Below are 16466 nucleotides of genomic sequence, written 5' to 3' on the forward strand. Positions count from 1 at the left end.
GCGTCGTCTATTATTGAGATTGTGGGGCGGGATCGACGACGGATGAAAGGCGATTGTCATGCACAAGGTGAAGCTCGAGCATAACGACGACACCGCGCTCGACCCTGCCGACCCCGACCTGGTGATGCGCGGTTCGCTCTTCATCGACTGCCACGAGGCCGGCTGGTGGGAAGCGCGCCACGACGGCACGTGGATGGCTCATCTCTGGCACGCGGGGCACGACATCGTCGAAGCGAGCAGGGAGCGGCTCATCGAGCACCTCGCGCGCGACGCCTAGTCTTTTCATTTCACTCTCAACCTCGTACATGTATCTGTCGATCATCGCCGTCGGTCTCGGCGGCGCGCTCGGCTCCCTGCTTCGCTGGGTGCTCGGGCTGCGCCTCAATGCCCTCTTTCCGAATCTGCCGCTCGGCACGCTCGCGTCCAACGTGATCGCGGGCTATGTGATCGGCGTCGCCGTCGCGTGGTTCGCGCGCATGCCGGACGTGCCGATCGAATGGCGGCTCTTCGTGATCACCGGGCTGATGGGCGGCCTGTCCACGTTCTCCAGCTTCTCGGCGGAAGTGGTGTCGCACCTTCAGGAAGGGCGTCTCGGCTGGGCCGCGGGCGAGATCGCGATTCACGTGTCGGCTTCGATCGTCATGACCATTCTCGGCATCGCGACGGTCTCGCTCGCCACGCGCTGACGTTCACCCTGACGAACGAGCCGCGGTCACGTTCTGTTACGCCTCGCGGCGCGCGCTTACATTTTCTCGACGTTTCGGCGCGCCTGCTCTGGTAGATTGCTGCTCCGCGCGCGCGGCGCGCGCAGTACGGCATCGCAAATGAAACTGACCAGGCTTTTCCTGAAGGGCGCCGGCATCATCCTCGCGCTCTTCATCGCAATCGTCGCGGCGGCGACGGTCTATTTCGTCAACTTCGACTGGAACCGCGCGCGGCCGCTGATCGGCGAGAAGGTGAGCGCGGCGATCGGCCGGCCGTTCGCGATCGAGGGCGATCTCACGCTCGGCTGGCGCCGGCCGCTGGCCGAAGAGACCGGCTGGCGCACCTGGATTCCATGGCCGCGCCTCACCGCGACGCGCATCACGGTCGGCAACCCGGCGTGGGCGAAGGACCCGCACTTCGCGACGCTCGAGCGCATCGACTTCGAGGTCGCGGTGCTGCCGCTCCTCGCGCACGACATCGTCATCCCCGCCATCCATCTCGCCAATCCCGCCGTCGATCTCGAACGCATGCGCGACGGCCGCAACAACTGGACCTTCGCGCTGCCCGAATCGAAGGAGCCTTCGGAGTGGAAGCTGAAGCTCGACCGGATCGCGTTCGACAAGGGCACCGTGTCCTTGCGCGATGAGCAGAACGACGCGCGCGCGAAAGTCAGCATCGATACGCTCGGCCAGCCGATTCCGATCGGCGAAGTCATGAAGCAGCAGGAAGAGGCGTCGATGCAGGCGTCGGCGAAGGTGGTCGGCAAGGGCGCGGCGAACAAGCTCGCGAAGCAGGTCGATGCGGCGTCCGGAGCCGCCGCGGCTTCGGCTGCGGCCGCTGTGTCCTCGCCAGCTTCGTCGCCGGCTTCGTCGCCCGCAGCGGCAGGCGCGAAGAGCGGTCCGGCCTACGCGATCGGCTGGAGCGTCGAGGGCAAGTACAGGCGCACGGCGATTTCGGGCCGCGGCAAGCTCGGCGGCGTGCTCGCCTTGCAGGACGCGACGCAGCCGTTTCCCGTGCAGGCCGATGTGAAGATCGGCGACACGCGCATCGCGGTGGTCGGCACGCTCACGGACCCCGCGCATCTCGCCGCGCTCGATGTCCGGCTGTGGCTGCAGGGCGTGAGCATGGACCATCTGTACGCGGTGACGGGCGTGACGCTGCCCGAGACGCCGCCGTACGCGACGGCGGGCCGCCTCGTCGGCCAGATGCGCCAGCAGGTCTTCAGGTACGAGCGCTTCACGGGACGTGTAGGTCAGAGCGACCTGAACGGCACGCTCGTCTACGAAGGCGCGCGGGCGGGCGGCCGTGCCCGACCGCGGCTCTCGGGTGATCTCGTGTCGAATCTGCTGCAGTTTTCCGATCTCGCGCCGATCGTCGGCGCCGATTCGAAGGCGAGCCAGGCGAAGCGCGGCGAAGTGAGCAAACAGCCGCCGGAGCGCGTGCTGCCCGTCGACGAGTTCAAGACCGACCGCTGGCGTTCCATCGATGCCGATGTGAAGTTCACCGGCCGCCGCATCGTGAAGGACAAGGACCTGCCGATCAGCGACCTGTACACGCACGTGGTGATGAACGACGGCGTGCTCTCGCTCGAACCGCTCAAGTTCGGCGTGGCGGGCGGCACGTTCGCATCGACGATTCATCTCGACGGCAGCCGTCAGCCGCTAAAGGGCCGTTTCACGGTGTCGGCGCGGCACCTGAAGCTCAAGCAGCTGTTCCCGGACGTGAAGACCATGCAGTCGGCGCTCGGAGAGGTGAACGGCGACGCGTCGCTTGCCGCCACCGGCAACTCGCCGGCCGCGCTTGCCGCGACTTCCAGCGGCGAGGTGAAGGCCGTCGTGACGGACGGCACGCTCAGCCGCTTCCTGATGGAAGCGGCCGGGCTGAATGTGGCGAACGTCGTGATCGAGAAGATGTACGGCAATCGCGACGTGAAGATCAACTGCGGCGCGGCCGATCTGATTGCGACCAACGGCACGCTGACGCCGAAGGTGTTCGCCCTCGATACCGACGACGCTTTCATCGACGTCGGCGGCACGGTCGATCTTCGCAGCGAGCGGCTCGACCTGAAGGTCCGTCCGCACACGAAGGGCGTGCGCCTTTTCTCGCTGCGCTCGCCGCTTTACGTCAAGGGCACGTTCAAGTTCCCGGATGCGGGCGTCGAGGTCATGCCGATGGTGCTGCGCGGCGGGGCCGCCGTCGCGCTCGGGCTCATCAATCCGTTCGCGGCGCTGATTCCGTTCATGCAGCCGAGCTCGGGGCAGTCCATGTCGTGCGACGAGTTGCTGAACCGCAAGCCGAAGGCGGCCGTCCAGCCCGTGAAGGCGTCGGCGAGCGGCGCGATAGCTGCGCCCGCACCCGCGCCGTTGCAGGGCGCCGAGCGGATGCAGCCGTGACGCGGTGCCTTCACTGCGCGGCTGATTGAGCGAACAGCACGCTGACGATCAGCCCGCCGCCGGGCGCATCGTCGAGCGAGACGCGTGCATGATGCAGCCGCGCGATCTCGCGCACGATCGCGAGCCCGAGCCCGCTGCCCTCGACGTTCTGCGTCGCCGAGCTGCGATAGAAGCGCTCGAACACTGCCTCGCGCTCCTGCGGCGCGATGCCCGGGCCGTTGTCGATCACCTGCAGCAGCGCGCCTTCCGGAGGCGTTGCCACGCGCACCGTGATCATTGATCCGTCGCCCGCATAGCGGATCGCGTTGTCGATGAGGTTGCCGCACAGCTCGGCAAGCAGCTCGCGCTGCCCGCGCACGTGCACGCGCGCCTCCTCCTCGAAGCCGAGATCGATGCCGCGTGAGCGCGCGACCGGCGACCAGTCGAGCGTCACGCTGCGCGCGATTTTTTCGAGCGCGAGTGTTTCCAGTTTCACGACATGCCCGCTGTCCGCATCGAGCCGCGCGAGCGACAGCAGTTGCTGCACGCTCTTGCCCGCCTGCCGCACCGCGCCGTGCAGGCGCTTCAGATGCAGGCTCGCGCGCTCGTCGCGCGTCTCGCGCAGCGCGAGCTCCGACTCCGCCTGTATCACGGCAAGCGGCGTCTTCAGCTGATGCGCGGCGTCGGTGAAGAAGCGCCGCCGCGACTCCTGCATGCTTCGCAGCCGCGCGATGTACTGATTGATCGATTCGACGAGCGGCTCGACCTCGCTCGGCAGGCCGGCCTTGTCGAGCGGCGCGGGGTCGTCGTCGGCGCGGGCCGCGACTTTCGCCGAGAGCCGGTTGAGCGGGCGCAGCCCGCGCCCCACGCCGAGCCACACGATGGCGAGCGCCAGCACGATCAGGAGGCCCTCCTGCAGCAGCGAGCCGGTCAGGATCTCGCGCGCGAGCGCCTGGCGCGGCTCGATCGTCTCACCGACCATGATCCATGCGACGCGCGTCTGCGCGCTCGGCACGTCGTGAACCGGCAGTCTCAGCATACCCATGCGCAACTCCTGTCCGCGAAAGGTCGCGTCGTAGAAACGCGTTTCGTAGGGCGCGGGCACCGCGTGCCCGGGCGGCGGGGGCAGGTCCGCGTAGCCCGTGACCGCGCGGCCGTTCTCTTCGCGGATCAGGTAGTAGATGCGCCCGCCGACATCCGACTCGAACATCTCGAGCGCGAGATATGGCAGATCGACTTCGATCTGGCCGTTGTGCAGGCTCGTGCCTTCACGAATCGATTTCAGCGAGAACGCGAGCGAGCGGTCGAACGCGACATGCGCCGCGCTCATCGCGCGATGGTAGGTCAGCCACGAATCGAGCGCGAGCAGGCCGACGAGGGGCAGGAGGAGCCATAGCGAGACCTGCCGCCGCAGGTTCGGCTTGGGCATTTACGCTTGCGACGCGGGCGGCGTCTTCGCTTCGAGCAGGTAGCCGAGGCCGCGCAGCGTGACGATGGCGGCCGTGCTCTTTTCCAGCTTCTTTCTCAGCCGGTGCACATAGATTTCGATTGCATCCGGATTCACGGATTCGTCGATGCCGAAAATCTTCTCCGACAGCGTCTCCTTGTTGATCGCGCGGCCGTTGCGCAGGATCAGCACTTCGAGCACCGCGCGCTCGCGCGGCGTCAGCGCGAGCGGCTCGCCATCGAGGCGAAAGCTGCGATCGACGCTGTCGTACGCGAGCGGCCCGCATTCCATGCGCGTGCCCTCATGGCCGTGGCTGCGGCGAATCAGCGCGCGGGCGCGGGCTTCGAGTTCGGTCAGCTCGAATGGTTTCGCGAGGTAGTCGTCGGCGCCGAGGTCGAGGCCCTTCACGCGGTCCTCCACCGATCCGTGCGCGGTCAGGATCAGCACGGGCACCGGGTTGCGGCGCTGCCGCAGGCGCCTCAGCACTTCGAGGCCGTCGAGCTTCGGCAGGCCCAGATCGAGGATCACGAGCGCGTAGTCCTGGGTGCGCAGCACGTGGTCGGCGGCCTCGCCGTCATGCATGCAGTCGACGGCGAAGCGGGCGTGCGTGAGCGCGTCCGTCAGTGAGTTTGCGAGGGTGGGATTGTCTTCGACTAGCAGGACGCGCATGACGGTGACTTAGGGAAATCCATGAGGGCAAATGGCCTATTGTGGCCGAATTACGGCCGGGAATGAAAGCGGGCTGAAAGTGCTCGCGCCTTAACATGCGCCCACTCGACACGATAAACATTACAAGCGAATTCTGGAGGAAGACATGAAGAATTTGAAGCTGCGCCTGGGTCTCGCCGGTGCCGTCCTGCTTTCTGCGCATGCCGCGTTCGCGCAGGTGCCTGCGGGTTATCCCGGGGGGTATCAGGCCGTCATCGACGCAGCGAAGAAGGAAGGCAAGGTGCTCGTCTATTCGGTCACGGATACGGCGCTCGTGCGGCCGCTCATCAAGGACTTCGAGTCGCTCTACGGCGTGAAGGTCGAGTACAACGACATGAATAGCACCGAGCTCTATAACCGGTTCATCAGCGAGAACGCGGCAAGCAGCACGAGCGCCGACGTGCTGTGGAGCTCGGCGATGGACCTGCAGGTCAAGCTCGTCAACGACGGCCTGATGGCGAACTACGAATCGCCGGAATCGGCGCATCTGCCGCAATGGGCGCAGTACCAGAAGCAGGCCTACGGCACGACCTACGAGCCGCTTGCGATCGTCTACAACAAGCGCCTCATTCCCGCCGGTGACGTGCCGCAGACGCGCGCCGACCTCATCAAGCTGCTGCAGACGCAGGCCGCGAAGTTCAAGGGCAAGGTCACGACCTACGACATCGAGAAATCGGGCGTGGGCTTCAACTACCTGACGCAGGATGCGCGCGTGAATCCGCAAGTCACGTGGCAACTGGTGGGCGCGATCGGCGCGACGAACCCGAAGCTGCAGTCGAGCACGGGCGCGATGATGGAGCGCATTTCGTCGGGCGAGAACCTGATCGGCTACAACATCCTCGGCTCGTATGCGTTCGCGAAGGCGAAGAAGGACCCGTCGATCGGTTACGTCTATCCGAAGGATTACACGCTGGTGGTGAGCCGCCTCGTGACGATCTCGAAGAAGGCGAAGAACCCGAACGCGGCGAAGCTGTGGGTGGATTATCTGCTATCCAAACGCGGCCAGACGCTGCTCGCGAACCAGGCCGACCTGTTCTCGATCCGCGCGGACGTCGAAGGCGAAACGTCGATGGCGGGTCTTACGAAGCAGCTCGGCGACTCGCTCAAGCCGATTCCGATCGGCACGGGCCTGCTCGTCTATCTCGACCAGTCGAAGCGCCTCGAATTCCTCAAGCAGTGGCAGCAGGCCATCAAGCGCTGATCTTCACGAAGCCCGCGCATTGACGCGGGTCCTCCGTTCATTCACTCGATGCGCCGGCAAGGCGCAGGGGGACACTCATGCTGAGTTCAAGCACAAACGACCCGCGCGCGGTCCTGTCGGCGAACGGTGAGGGCAAGGTGCCGAAGCTGCCCGAAGGCGGCTGGCGCGGGCTCGCCGCCATGTTCCGCTGGATCGTGATCGCGGTGCTGACCGTCGCGGTGCTGCTGCCGCTCTCGTTCATCGTCTTCCAGAGCCTGCTGAACGCGCCTTTCTTCGATGCCAACAAGACGCTCGGCATCGCGGGCTTTCGCTTTATCTTCGAGGACCCCGACTTCTGGTCGGCGGTGAAGAACTCGTTCATCATCGCGGGCGGGATGCTGTTCATCTCGATCCCGCTCGGCGGCATCCTCGCGTTCCTGATGGTGCGCACCGATCTGCCGGGCCGCCGCTGGCTGGAACCGCTGCTGCTCACGCCGGTGTTCGTTTCGCCGATGGTCCTCGCGTTCGGCTATGTCGTGGCGGCCGGTCCGGTCGGCTTCTATTCGGTGTGGTTCAAGGCGCTTACCGGCGCCGAGAGCGCGCCGTGGTCGATCTATTCCATCCTCGCGATCACGATCATCGTCGGCCTCACGCATGTGCCGCACGTGTACCTGTATTCGTCGGCGGCGCTGCGCAATCTCGGCTCCGATGTCGAGGAAGCGGCGCGCGTCGCCGGTGCGCGGCCGTTTCGCGTCGCCCTCGACGTGAGCCTGCCGATGACCATGCCCGCGCTGCTGTTCGCGGGCGTGCTGGTGTTCTTCCTCGGCTTCGAGGTGTTCGGCCTGCCCCTCGTGCTCGGCGACCCGGAAGGCCACCTCGTGCTCGCCACGTACCTGTACAAGCTCACCAACAAGCTCGGCGTGCCCTCGTATCACCTGATGGCGGCAGTCGCGGTGTGCATCATCGCGATCACGTTCCCGCTCGTGCTGCTGCAGCGGCGCCTGCTGAGAAGCGCGAGCAAGTTCGTCACCGTGAAGGGCAAGGCCGGGCGCCAGACGGTGCTGCCGCTCGGCGCGTGGCGCTGGGTCGCGCTCGCGATCGTCGCGCTGTGGCTCTTCCTGACGGTCTTCGTGCCGCTCTCGGGCATCGTGCTGCGCGCGTTCGTGTCGAACTGGGGCGAGGGCGTCGCGCTCTCCGAAGCGTTGACGGTCGCCAATTTCGTCGAGCTTTTCGAGCAGGACAACCTCGTGCGCGCGATCTTCAATACGCTCGGCATCGGCGTGATCGGCGGGGCGCTTGCGGTGGGCTTCTATTCGCTCGTCGCGTTCGCGGGGCACCGCCGCAACGACTGGGCGACGAAGCTGCTCGACTATCTGGTGCTGCTGCCGCGTGCCGTGCCCGGCCTGCTCGCGGGTCTCGCTTTTCTCTGGATCTTCCTGTTCGTTCCCGGCATCAAGGAACTCAAGAACTCGATGTGGAGCATCTGGATCGCGTACACGGTCGTGTGGCTTGCCTACGGCATGCGCCTGATCCAGAGCGCGCTGCTGCAGGTCGGGCCGGAACTGGAGGAGGCGGGTCGCAGCGTGGGCGGCACGCGCGCCCGCGTGAGCCTCGACGTGACGCTTCCGCTCGTGCGCTTCGGCCTGCTCGCCGCGTGGCTGCTGATCTTCATGATCTTCGAGCGCGAATATTCGACGGCGGTCTACCTGCTTTCCCCCGGCACCGAGGTGATCGGCGCGCTGCTCGTCTCGCTGTGGGCGACGGGCGCGGTCGATCAGGTCGCGGCGCTTTCAGTCATCAACATCGCGATGGTCGGCGCAGGACTCGCCGTGGCATTGCGCTTCGGAGTGAAACTTCATGGATAAGCTCATCGTCGACAATCTGTTCCTGAGCTACGGCACCAATCCGATTCTGAAGGGCGTGTCGTTCGAGCTGAACGCGGGCGAGGTGGTGTGCCTGCTCGGCGCGTCGGGCAGCGGCAAGACCACGCTGCTGCGCGCGGTCGCGGGCCTGGAGCAGCCTTCCGATGGCCGCATCAGCCTCGACAAGCAGGTGTTCTTCGACGGCGCGTCCGGCATCGACTGCCCCGTCGAGCAGCGCTCGCTCGGGCTCGTGTTCCAGTCGTATGCGTTGTGGCCGCATCGCACGGTGGCGGATAACGTCGGTTACGGCCTGAAGCTGCGCAAGGTGTCGGGCGCCGAGCAGAAGCGGCGCGTGCAGAGCGCGCTCGACCAGCTCGGCCTCGGCCATCTTGCGGGGCGCTTTCCGTATCAGCTTTCCGGCGGCCAGCAGCAGCGCGTGGCGATCGCGCGCGCGCTCGTCTACAACCCGCCCGTGATCCTGCTCGACGAGCCGCTCTCGAACCTGGACGCCAAGCTGCGCGAGGAAGCGCGCGCGTGGCTGCGCGAGCTGATCGTGTCGCTCGGGCTGTCGGCGCTGTGCGTGACGCACGACCAGACCGAGGCGATGGCGATGTCCGACCGCATCCTGCTGCTGCGCAACGGCCGCATCGAACAGGAAGGCACGCCCGCCGAGCTTTACGGCGCGCCGCGCTCGCTCTACACGGCGGAGTTCATGGGCAGCAACAACCGCATCGACGCGAAGGTCGCGCAGGTCGACGGCGAGCGCGTGATGCTCGAAGGCGGCGGCTTCCGGCTCGAAGCGCGCGCGCGCGAAGCATTGCGGCCGGGCCAGGATGCGCAGGCGGTGATTCGCCTCGAGCGCGTTCAGGTGGCCGACGGCCCCGGTGCCAACCGCCTGCAGGCGAGTCTCGTCACGTCGATGTACCTCGGCGACCGCTGGGAGTACCTGTTCCATTGCGGCGATCTGCGCTTTCGCGCATTCGGCCATGTGCCCCGCGATCCGGGCAATCACTGGGTCGAGTTTCCCGCCAACGACTGCTGGGCGTTCGCGCAGGCCAGCTAGCAGACCCGCCGCACACGGAGCCCCGAAGTCCCACGCGCCGAACCGTTCGTGGGCGGCCGGTTCAGCGGCCGCAGCCTGGTGTCCAGGCGCACGGTGCTGCAAGCGCGGGGCGCCCATGCGTTCGGTCTTTCCCATGGCGCCGCCGATACGCCGGCGGGGCGTGACAGCGGGGATTCAGCACAGGTTCCGAGCGGGTCCGGCGACGCGTCGAGGCCCCGAATCTGTATAGACAACCTGAAGGCGCGGATACCGTCGGCGTCAGTAGATTCCCTAGTCCCCTCTTGTTTCCGGGATGGCGGGCGTTTAGACTTGGCTCTAACTTGTATAGACAGGATGAGCCATGATCAAGCTGACCCCCGGAAAACTGACGCTGCCGCAACTTCGCCGCATCGCACGCGGTTCCGATTCGCTGGAACTCGACCCCGCGAGCTTCGCCGCCATCGACGCGAGCGCGAAAGCCGTCGCCGATATCACCGCGAAGGGCGAGCCGGCCTACGGCATCAATACCGGCTTCGGCCGCCTGGCGAGCACGCATATCCCCGCCGACCAGCTCGAACTGCTGCAGCGCAATCTCGTGCTGTCGCATGCGGTCGGCGTCGGTGAGCCGATGTCCCGGCCGGTCGTGCGGCTCCTGATGGCGCTCAAGCTGTCGAGCCTGGGGCGCGGTCATTCGGGCATCCGCCGCGAAGTCATCGACGCCCTCGTCACGCTGTTCAACGCGGACGTCCTGCCGGTGATCCCGGTGAAGGGCTCGGTCGGCGCCTCGGGCGATCTCGCGCCGCTCGCGCACATGTCGACGGCGCTGCTCGGCATCGGCGATGTGACGATTCGCGGCGAGCGGGCAAGCGCGGTCGACGGCCTCGCCGTCGCCGGCCTCAAGCCGATGACGCTGCAGGCGAAGGAGGGTCTCGCGCTCCTGAACGGCACGCAGGCTTCCACGGCGCTCGCGCTCTACAACATGTTCGCCATCGAGGACCTGTTCCGCACCGGGCTCGTGGCGGGCGCGCTGTCGGTCGATGCGGCGGCGGGCTCCGTCGTTCCGTTCGATGCGCGCATCCATGAACTGCGCGGCCATCGCGGGCAGACGGAGGCGGCGGCCGCGTACCGCACGCTCCTGGAAGGCTCGGGCATCAACCTCTCGCACGCGGACTGCGACAAGGTGCAGGACCCGTACAGCCTGCGCTGCCAGCCGCAGGTGATGGGCGCGTGCCTCGACCAGATGCATCACGCGGCGCAGGTGCTGCTGATCGAATCGAACGCGGTGTCCGACAATCCGCTGATCTTTCCCGACACCGGCGAAGTGCTGTCGGGCGGCAATTTCCACGCGGAACCGGTGGCGTTCGCGGCGGACAATCTCGCGCTCGCCGCCGCCGAAATCGGCGCGCTCGCGGAGCGCCGCATCGCCCTTCTGATCGACGCCACGCTCTCCGGGCTGCCGCCGTTTCTCGTTCGCGACGGTGGCGTCAACTCGGGCTTCATGATCGCGCACGTGACGGCGGCGGCGCTCGCCTCCGAAAACAAGACGCTCGCGCACCCGGCTTCGGTCGATTCGCTGCCGACCTCGGCGAACCAGGAAGACCACGTTTCCATGGCGACGTTCGCCGCGCGCAAGCTCGGCGACATCGCGAGCAACACGGCCAACATTCTCGCGATCGAACTGCTCGCCGCGGCGCAGGGCGTGGACCTGCGCGCGCCTCACGAAACGAGCCCGCGCCTGATCGAAGTGATGAAGACGCTGCGCGCACAGGTTGCGCATTACGACCTGGACCACTATTTCGCACCCGACATCGCGGCGATCGCGACGCAGGTGCAGGGCGGCGAGATCGCGAAGCACAGCCCGTTCGAATTCGAGTCGGAACAGCCGGTATGAACACACCCGCCTATCAGGAGATCAAGGACTACATCCTGACGCGCATCCATGTAGGCGAGTGGAAGGAGGGCGATCAGGTGCCCTCCGAGAACGAACTCGCGCGAGAGTTCAAGGTCGCGCGCATGACGGTCAATCGCGCGCTGCGCGAGCTGACTTCCGAGCAGATCCTCACGCGCGTGCAGGGTGCGGGCACGTTCGTCGCGCAGCCGAAATACGCGTCGACGCTCGTCGAGATCCGCAGCATTTCGGACGAGATCGTCGCGCGCGGGCATACGCACCGCGCGCATGTGCTGCACCTGGGCGCGTCGATCGTCGACGACACGCTCGCCCACGAGATGCAGCTCGCGATAGGCAGCCCCGTGTTTCACTCGCGCGTGCTGCATTTCGAGAACGACGAGCCGATGCAGATCGAGGAGCGCTATGTGAATCCCGCGCTTGCGCCCGAGTACGCGCGCCAGGACTTTACGAGGATCACGCCGAACCAGTACCTGATGATCGCGGCGCCGCTGCAGCGCGTCGAATACCGCATCGAGGCCGCGATTCCTTCAGACGAAACGCGTCACGCGCTCGCGATGAAGGACCACGAGCCATGCCTGTTGCTGCATCGGCGCACGTGGTCGCGCGATGCGGTCGCGTCGCTCGCGAACCTCTGGCATCCGGGGGATCGTTACCAGTTCACCGGCCATTTCTGATGATCACGTCCACGCTGATTCGCGGCGCGTCGCTCGCGCCCAGGGCCTGGAAAAACGGCGGCGGCGCGACGCGCGAGATCGCCGCCGGGCCCGCGGACGCGGCGCTCGACGCGTTCGCATGGCGCCTGAGCATCGCAAACGTCGATGCGCCGGGCGCCTTTTCCACGTTCGCGGGCATCGATCGCACCCTGGTGCTGCTCGACGGCGCCGGCATGCGCCTGAACGAAGCGGGCGGGCGCGTCCATGTCCTCGACGCGCCGCTTTCGATGGCGTCGTTCGCGGGCGAGACGCCGATTCACGCATCGCTCGATAATGGGCCGACGCGCGACTTCAACGTGATGGTGCGCCGGGGCGTGGCGCATTCGCTCGACGTGTATCGCGACGACGCGGACCTGGCGCTTTCCCACGCGCTCACGTTCCTGTTCTGCGCGCGCGGTGCGCTCGACGTGACGATCGACGCCGACACGCGGTTGCGGCTGGAACCCGACGACACATTGCGTCTCGACGCAGCGCGAACCCGTCGCTGCCGTGTGACATGTGCCACGCGCGACACCGCGTGGCTTCTGATCGGCATCGATTGGCAGCCGTGACATCCCACGGTGCAAAAGGAGCTTCCATCATGACTTCTCCTATCCGCACGCTCTTCGCCGATCACGCGCGCTTGCCCGAGGGCTGGAAACGCAACGTGCTGCTCGAATGGGACGACGACGGCGCGCTCGTCTCCGTTGCGGCCGACAGCGCGATGCCCGCGCGCACGCCGCGCGCAGCCGGCCCCGTGATCGCGGGCATGCCGAACGTGCATTCACACGCGTTTCAGCGCGCGATGGCGGGCCTGACAGAATATCGCGCGAGCGCGACCGACACGTTCTGGAGCTGGCGCGACCTGATGTACCGCTTCGCCGCGAGGATCGGCCCGGAGTCGCTGGCGGCGGTTGCGCGCTGGGTCTACATCGAGATGCTGAAGGCGGGCTATACGTCGGTCTGCGAATTCCATTACGTGCATCATTCGAGCGACGGCACGCCCTATGCGAACCGCGCGGAGATGGCGCAGCAGGTCGTCGATGCGGCGGGGCAGGCGGGCATCGGCATCACGATGCTGCCGGTGCTCTACCAGTACAACGGCTTCAACCGGAGCGCGCCGCGCGAAGACCAGCGGCGTTTTCTGAACACGCCCGAGGTGCTGCTTGAACTGCTCGACACGCTGTGCCGCGCGCGGCCCGAGAACGGTGCGCGCCGCTACGGCGTAGCGCCACATTCGCTGCGGGCGGTGTCGGGCGAATCGCTTTCGGCCTTGCTGGAAGGGCTCGACGCACGGTTCGACCGGGCGCCGGTTCATATCCATGTCGCGGAACAGATCGCCGAAGTCGAAGCGTGTCTCGCCGCCACGCGGCAGCGCCCGGTGGAGTGGCTGCTCGAGCGCTTTGCCGTCGACGACCGCTGGTGCCTCGTGCACGCGACCCACGTCGATGCGAACGAATGCACGCGGCTCGCGGGAAGCGGCGCGGTGGCGGGCCTTTGCCTCACGACCGAAGCCAATCTCGGCGACGGCGTCTTTCCGACGCGCGACTATCTCGACGCGGGCGGACGCATCGGCCTCGGTTCGGACAGCCACATCGCCGTCGACTGGCGCTCGGAGCTGCGCCTGCTCGAATACGGCCAGCGCCTGTGCCGTCGCCAGCGCAACGTGCTCGCATCGCCGACGCAGAGCCGCCCGGCCGAGCGCCTGTTCGACGCCTCGCTCGAAGGCGGCGCGCGCGCGAGCGGCCGCGCGATCGGCGCGCTCGCGCCGGGACACCGCGCGGACTGGCTCGTGCTCGACCCGGATCATCCGGGCATCGCGGGGCAGGATCGCGACACGTGGCTGTCCAGCGCCGTGTTCTGCGAGCATGGCGGCACGCCGATCCGCGACGTCTTCGTCGGCGGGCGCCAGGTGGTCGAGGCGCGCCGTCACGTGGACGAAGAGGAAGCGTTCGCGCAGTACCGCACTGCGCTCGACGGCCTGTTGCGCTAGGGTGAACGGATGTCAACGCAACCGAGAGACAACGAAATGACCGATTCACCCATCTTCACGCTCACGCGTGGCACCGTGCCGCTCTTGATCTCGATTCCGCACCGGGGCACGCGCATTCCCGAATCGCTTGCAGCGGACATGACGCCGGTCGCGCTGCGCGTCGACGATTGCGACTGGCATCTGGAGCGCCTGTACGCGTTCGCGAAGGACATGGGCGCATCGATGCTGACGCCCGAGTACGCGCGCTACGTGATCGACCTGAACCGTCCGCCCGACGACGCGAATCTCTATCCCGGCCGCGATACCACGGGCCTGTGCCCCGTCGATACGTTCGAGAAGGAGCCGCTCTACCAGCCGGGCCGCGAGCCCGGCCGCGCGCAGATCGAGGCGCGCCGCGAGGCTTACTGGCAGCCTTACCACGACGCGCTCGCGCACGAACTCGACGCTCTGCGCGCGCAGCACGGTCGCGTGCTGCTGTGGGAGGCGCATTCGATCCGCTCGGCCGTGCCGCGATTTTTTGAGGGCCGCCTGCCGGATTTCAACTTCGGCACCGCCGACGGGGCGACGACCGTGCCGGGACTCGCCGAGGCGCTTGCCCGGATCGTCACGAGCGATGGGCGCTATACGTCGATTGCGAACGGGCGTTTCAAGGGCGGCTACATCACGCGGCGCTATGGGCAGCCATCGGAAGGCGTTCATGCGGTGCAGCTCGAACTGACGCAGGTCACCTACATGCAGGAAACCCTGCCTTTTGCTTACGACGAGGCGCGTGCGTCGCAGGTTCAGCCCCTGATCGAGGAACTCGTCGCGACGGCACTGGAACGCGTCATGTCGGCGTAAGGCGGGCGTCAATTTCCCGAAATAGCAGGTTCGCACGCGTTCGCAGGATCAATTACATCCCGTGAACGCGGCGATCGGGAAAATTTCCCTTGCGCATGGGCCATGCGCTGGCACGAATGTCCTGTTTGCAGCGCCACATAGCGCGCGCCAGAATTATTGTCGAGAGAACAATAATGTTTCGCGCAATTCGGGGTTTTCCCCGAGAGACATGCGACCTACACTGTCTTCAAGCGAAACGACCCGGAAGCTGAATGAAAGGTTTCAGGCCGATTTCGAATTCAATACAAGACTACTGGAGGTTCATCATGATCAAGGCATTCGTTCCCGCACTCGTCCTCGCTTCGGCGCTCGCCGCACCTACGTTCGCATTCGCGCAAGACAACGGCCCCGTGACCCGCGCACAGGTCCGCGCCGAACTGGTGCAACTCGAGAAGGCTGGCTACGTGCCGAGTTCCGACCGCGTCGACTATCCGAAGAACATTCAGGCCGCTCAGGCTCGCGTAAACGCCGAGCAGGGCGACACCGTGAGCGCCTACGGTCCGTCGACGGCCGGTACCGCGCAAGCGGGCGTGCGCACGACGTCGGTGCCGATGTCCGGTCCGAAGTCGATCTACTTCGGCAACTGATCGGCATGACGCGAGGCTGAGCAGACGCCTCGCGGGTAGCAGAAAAGCGCAAGGGCGCCGGCCGCTGAAGAAGCGGCCGGCGCTTTTTCGTTCAGCCTCCCGGCGACACCGCGCCGCACGCGCGGATCACGAGCCGCACGACCTCTTCGGTCGCCGCGTCGAACGCCTTGTGCGTCAGTGCGCGCTTGCCCTTGAGCGCGCGGATCTGCGCATCGAAGTCCGCGTAATGCTGGGTGGTCGCCCAGATCATGAACATCAGCGTCTCGGCGTCGATCGGCGCAATCAGGCCGCGCGCGATCCACCCGTCGATCACCTTCACGCGCGTGTCGAGCCACGGCTTCACGCGCTCCACCAGGATGTCCTGCATGTGCTCCGCGCCGTGGATGATCTCGCTCGCCCAGACCTTCGAGCCGAGCGGCCGTCGCCTCGACAGTTCCATCTTCGCGCGCACGTAGCCGCCGATCGCGACGACCGGATCGTCACTGCACTCGAACGTGTCGGCCGCGCGATGCCAGTCCTCGAACAGGTCTTCGAGCACGCGGCGGTAGAGCGCGAGCTTGGTCGGAAAGTAGTAGTGCAGGTTGGCTTTCGGCAGGCCCGCGCGCTCCGCGATCATCGCGGTGCTCGCGCCTTCGAGTCCGCGCTCGGCGAATACCGCTTCGGCGCAGGCGAGCAGATGCGCTTCATTCGATTCGCGGATATGCGCCTTGCGCCGCCGCAAAGGCGGACGCGTCTCGTCGTTTTCGGCCGCATCGGTTGCCGCGCTGGTTGCCGTTTCGTCGTGTCTCATTGTTTGCCTCGCACGGCTTCGATGCCGCGCCGTGCCTCATTCCATTCGTTCGGATCGCTCGCGAAAACGCAACGGCGGCGGCTCCGCGGACCTGTCTGAAAACGCCATGCTGCAGAGCAATGGCACGCTTCTCGCTCTGTAACCGCGCGCACAAAAGACATTGATTTGCTTATTTTAATCAGCTACAACCTGTCCAGTCGGACAGGATTCGAGTGCCGACCGTTTCACTGCAGCACGATCATCGCCCAGAAAGAAAAAGCGTGCACCGGTTGCGTGCGGGGCTGCCCCAAAGCGGTCCTG

15 protein-coding genes are annotated in these 16466 nt (G+C 66.4%); 12 read left to right on the forward strand and 3 right to left on the reverse strand.

The genetic code is table 11. The features are described 5' to 3' along the window. Positions 1–58 precede the first annotated feature (58 nt). The 3 genes from BG61_RS07550 (at position 59) to BG61_RS07560 (ending at position 3098) form a co-directional block, all read left to right on the forward strand. The gene (locus BG61_RS07550) at positions 59–277 is read left to right on the forward strand and encodes a hypothetical protein (RefSeq protein ID WP_051672352.1); all 219 of its coding nucleotides are present in this window, start codon (positions 59–61) and stop codon (positions 275–277) included. Between the two features lie 28 nt (positions 278–305). After that, positions 306–686, forward strand: a complete 381-nt coding sequence (gene crcB / locus BG61_RS07555) for a fluoride efflux transporter CrcB (protein WP_035929633.1) — start codon at positions 306–308, stop codon at positions 684–686. A gap of 138 nt (positions 687–824) precedes the next feature. Continuing rightward, positions 825–3098, forward strand: a complete 2274-nt coding sequence (locus BG61_RS07560) for an AsmA family protein (RefSeq protein WP_051672353.1) — start codon at positions 825–827, stop codon at positions 3096–3098. A gap of 10 nt (positions 3099–3108) precedes the next feature. Here the strand turns inward: BG61_RS07560 and BG61_RS07565 are convergent, their stop codons facing one another. Further along, the gene (locus BG61_RS07565; protein WP_035929636.1) at positions 3109–4506 is read right to left on the reverse strand and encodes a sensor histidine kinase; all 1398 of its coding nucleotides are present in this window, start codon (positions 4504–4506) and stop codon (positions 3109–3111) included. Beyond that, positions 4507–5193, reverse strand: coding sequence for a response regulator (locus BG61_RS07570; protein WP_035929638.1), 687 nt, complete (start codon positions 5191–5193; stop codon positions 4507–4509). It lies immediately after the preceding gene. Positions 5194–5338: 145 nt separating this feature from the next. On the opposite strand from BG61_RS07570, the gene BG61_RS07575 reads away from it, so the two are divergent. From BG61_RS07575 to BG61_RS07615, 9 genes are all read left to right on the forward strand, one after another. Further along, positions 5339–6433, forward strand: a complete 1095-nt coding sequence (locus BG61_RS07575; RefSeq protein ID WP_035929640.1) for an ABC transporter substrate-binding protein — start codon at positions 5339–5341, stop codon at positions 6431–6433. Positions 6434–6510: 77 nt separating this feature from the next. Beyond that, entirely contained in the window at positions 6511–8277 is a 1767-nt protein-coding gene (locus tag BG61_RS07580) for an ABC transporter permease (protein ID WP_035929643.1), read from the forward strand. Next, a complete protein-coding gene (locus BG61_RS07585) occupies positions 8270–9337 on the forward strand; it encodes an ABC transporter ATP-binding protein (RefSeq protein WP_035929645.1) in 1068 nt (355 codons plus the stop codon). Before BG61_RS07580 ends, BG61_RS07585 begins: the two co-directional genes overlap by 8 nt. Positions 9338–9677: 340 nt before the next feature. Next, the gene (hutH, locus tag BG61_RS07590) at positions 9678–11207 is read left to right on the forward strand and encodes a histidine ammonia-lyase (protein ID WP_035929648.1); all 1530 of its coding nucleotides are present in this window, start codon (positions 9678–9680) and stop codon (positions 11205–11207) included. Further along, positions 11204–11899, forward strand: a complete 696-nt coding sequence (gene hutC, locus BG61_RS07595; protein WP_035929650.1) for a histidine utilization repressor — start codon at positions 11204–11206, stop codon at positions 11897–11899. Before hutH ends, hutC begins: the two co-directional genes overlap by 4 nt. Beyond that, complete coding sequence (locus BG61_RS07600; protein WP_035929653.1) at positions 11899–12489, forward strand: HutD/Ves family protein; 591 nt, start codon at positions 11899–11901, stop codon at positions 12487–12489. Before hutC ends, BG61_RS07600 begins: the two co-directional genes overlap by 1 nt. A 29-nt stretch (positions 12490–12518) precedes the next feature. After that, the gene (locus BG61_RS07605) at positions 12519–13910 is read left to right on the forward strand and encodes a formimidoylglutamate deiminase (protein ID WP_035929656.1); all 1392 of its coding nucleotides are present in this window, start codon (positions 12519–12521) and stop codon (positions 13908–13910) included. Between the two features lie 36 nt (positions 13911–13946). Beyond that, on the forward strand, positions 13947–14750 hold the full coding sequence (hutG, locus tag BG61_RS07610) for an N-formylglutamate deformylase (RefSeq protein ID WP_035929658.1): 804 nt from the start codon (positions 13947–13949) through the stop codon (positions 14748–14750). Positions 14751–15058: 308 nt separating this feature from the next. After that, positions 15059–15376 carry a DUF4148 domain-containing protein gene (locus tag BG61_RS07615; RefSeq protein ID WP_035930012.1) on the forward strand — a complete coding sequence of 106 codons (318 nt, stop codon included), beginning with the start codon at positions 15059–15061 and terminating at the stop codon, positions 15374–15376. 91 nt (positions 15377–15467) lie between these two features. Here BG61_RS07615 and BG61_RS07620 read toward each other — a convergent pair whose 3' ends face one another. Continuing rightward, complete coding sequence (locus BG61_RS07620; protein WP_035929660.1) at positions 15468–16166, reverse strand: TetR/AcrR family transcriptional regulator; 699 nt, start codon at positions 16164–16166, stop codon at positions 15468–15470. Positions 16167–16466: the final 300 nt, after the last annotated feature.

The organism is Caballeronia glathei (assembly GCF_000698595.1).
Lineage (GTDB): Bacteria > Pseudomonadota > Gammaproteobacteria > Burkholderiales > Burkholderiaceae > Caballeronia > Caballeronia glathei.

Coding starts and splice junctions, on each gene's coding strand:
- BG61_RS07550 (WP_051672352.1), top strand. CDS start 59: ATGCACAAGGTGAAGCTCGAGCATAACGACGACACCGCGCTCGACCCT.
- crcB (WP_035929633.1), top strand. CDS start 306: ATGTATCTGTCGATCATCGCCGTCGGTCTCGGCGGCGCGCTCGGCTCC.
- BG61_RS07560 (WP_051672353.1), top strand. CDS start 825: ATGAAACTGACCAGGCTTTTCCTGAAGGGCGCCGGCATCATCCTCGCG.
- BG61_RS07565 (WP_035929636.1), bottom strand. CDS start 4,506: ATGCCCAAGCCGAACCTGCGGCGGCAGGTCTCGCTATGGCTCCTCCTG.
- BG61_RS07570 (WP_035929638.1), bottom strand. CDS start 5,193: ATGCGCGTCCTGCTAGTCGAAGACAATCCCACCCTCGCAAACTCACTG.
- BG61_RS07575 (WP_035929640.1), top strand. CDS start 5,339: ATGAAGAATTTGAAGCTGCGCCTGGGTCTCGCCGGTGCCGTCCTGCTT.
- BG61_RS07580 (WP_035929643.1), top strand. CDS start 6,511: ATGCTGAGTTCAAGCACAAACGACCCGCGCGCGGTCCTGTCGGCGAAC.
- BG61_RS07585 (WP_035929645.1), top strand. CDS start 8,270: ATGGATAAGCTCATCGTCGACAATCTGTTCCTGAGCTACGGCACCAAT.
- hutH (WP_035929648.1), top strand. CDS start 9,678: ATGATCAAGCTGACCCCCGGAAAACTGACGCTGCCGCAACTTCGCCGC.
- hutC (WP_035929650.1), top strand. CDS start 11,204: ATGAACACACCCGCCTATCAGGAGATCAAGGACTACATCCTGACGCGC.
- BG61_RS07600 (WP_035929653.1), top strand. CDS start 11,899: ATGATCACGTCCACGCTGATTCGCGGCGCGTCGCTCGCGCCCAGGGCC.
- BG61_RS07605 (WP_035929656.1), top strand. CDS start 12,519: ATGACTTCTCCTATCCGCACGCTCTTCGCCGATCACGCGCGCTTGCCC.
- hutG (WP_035929658.1), top strand. CDS start 13,947: ATGACCGATTCACCCATCTTCACGCTCACGCGTGGCACCGTGCCGCTC.
- BG61_RS07620 (WP_035929660.1), bottom strand. CDS start 16,166: ATGAGACACGACGAAACGGCAACCAGCGCGGCAACCGATGCGGCCGAA.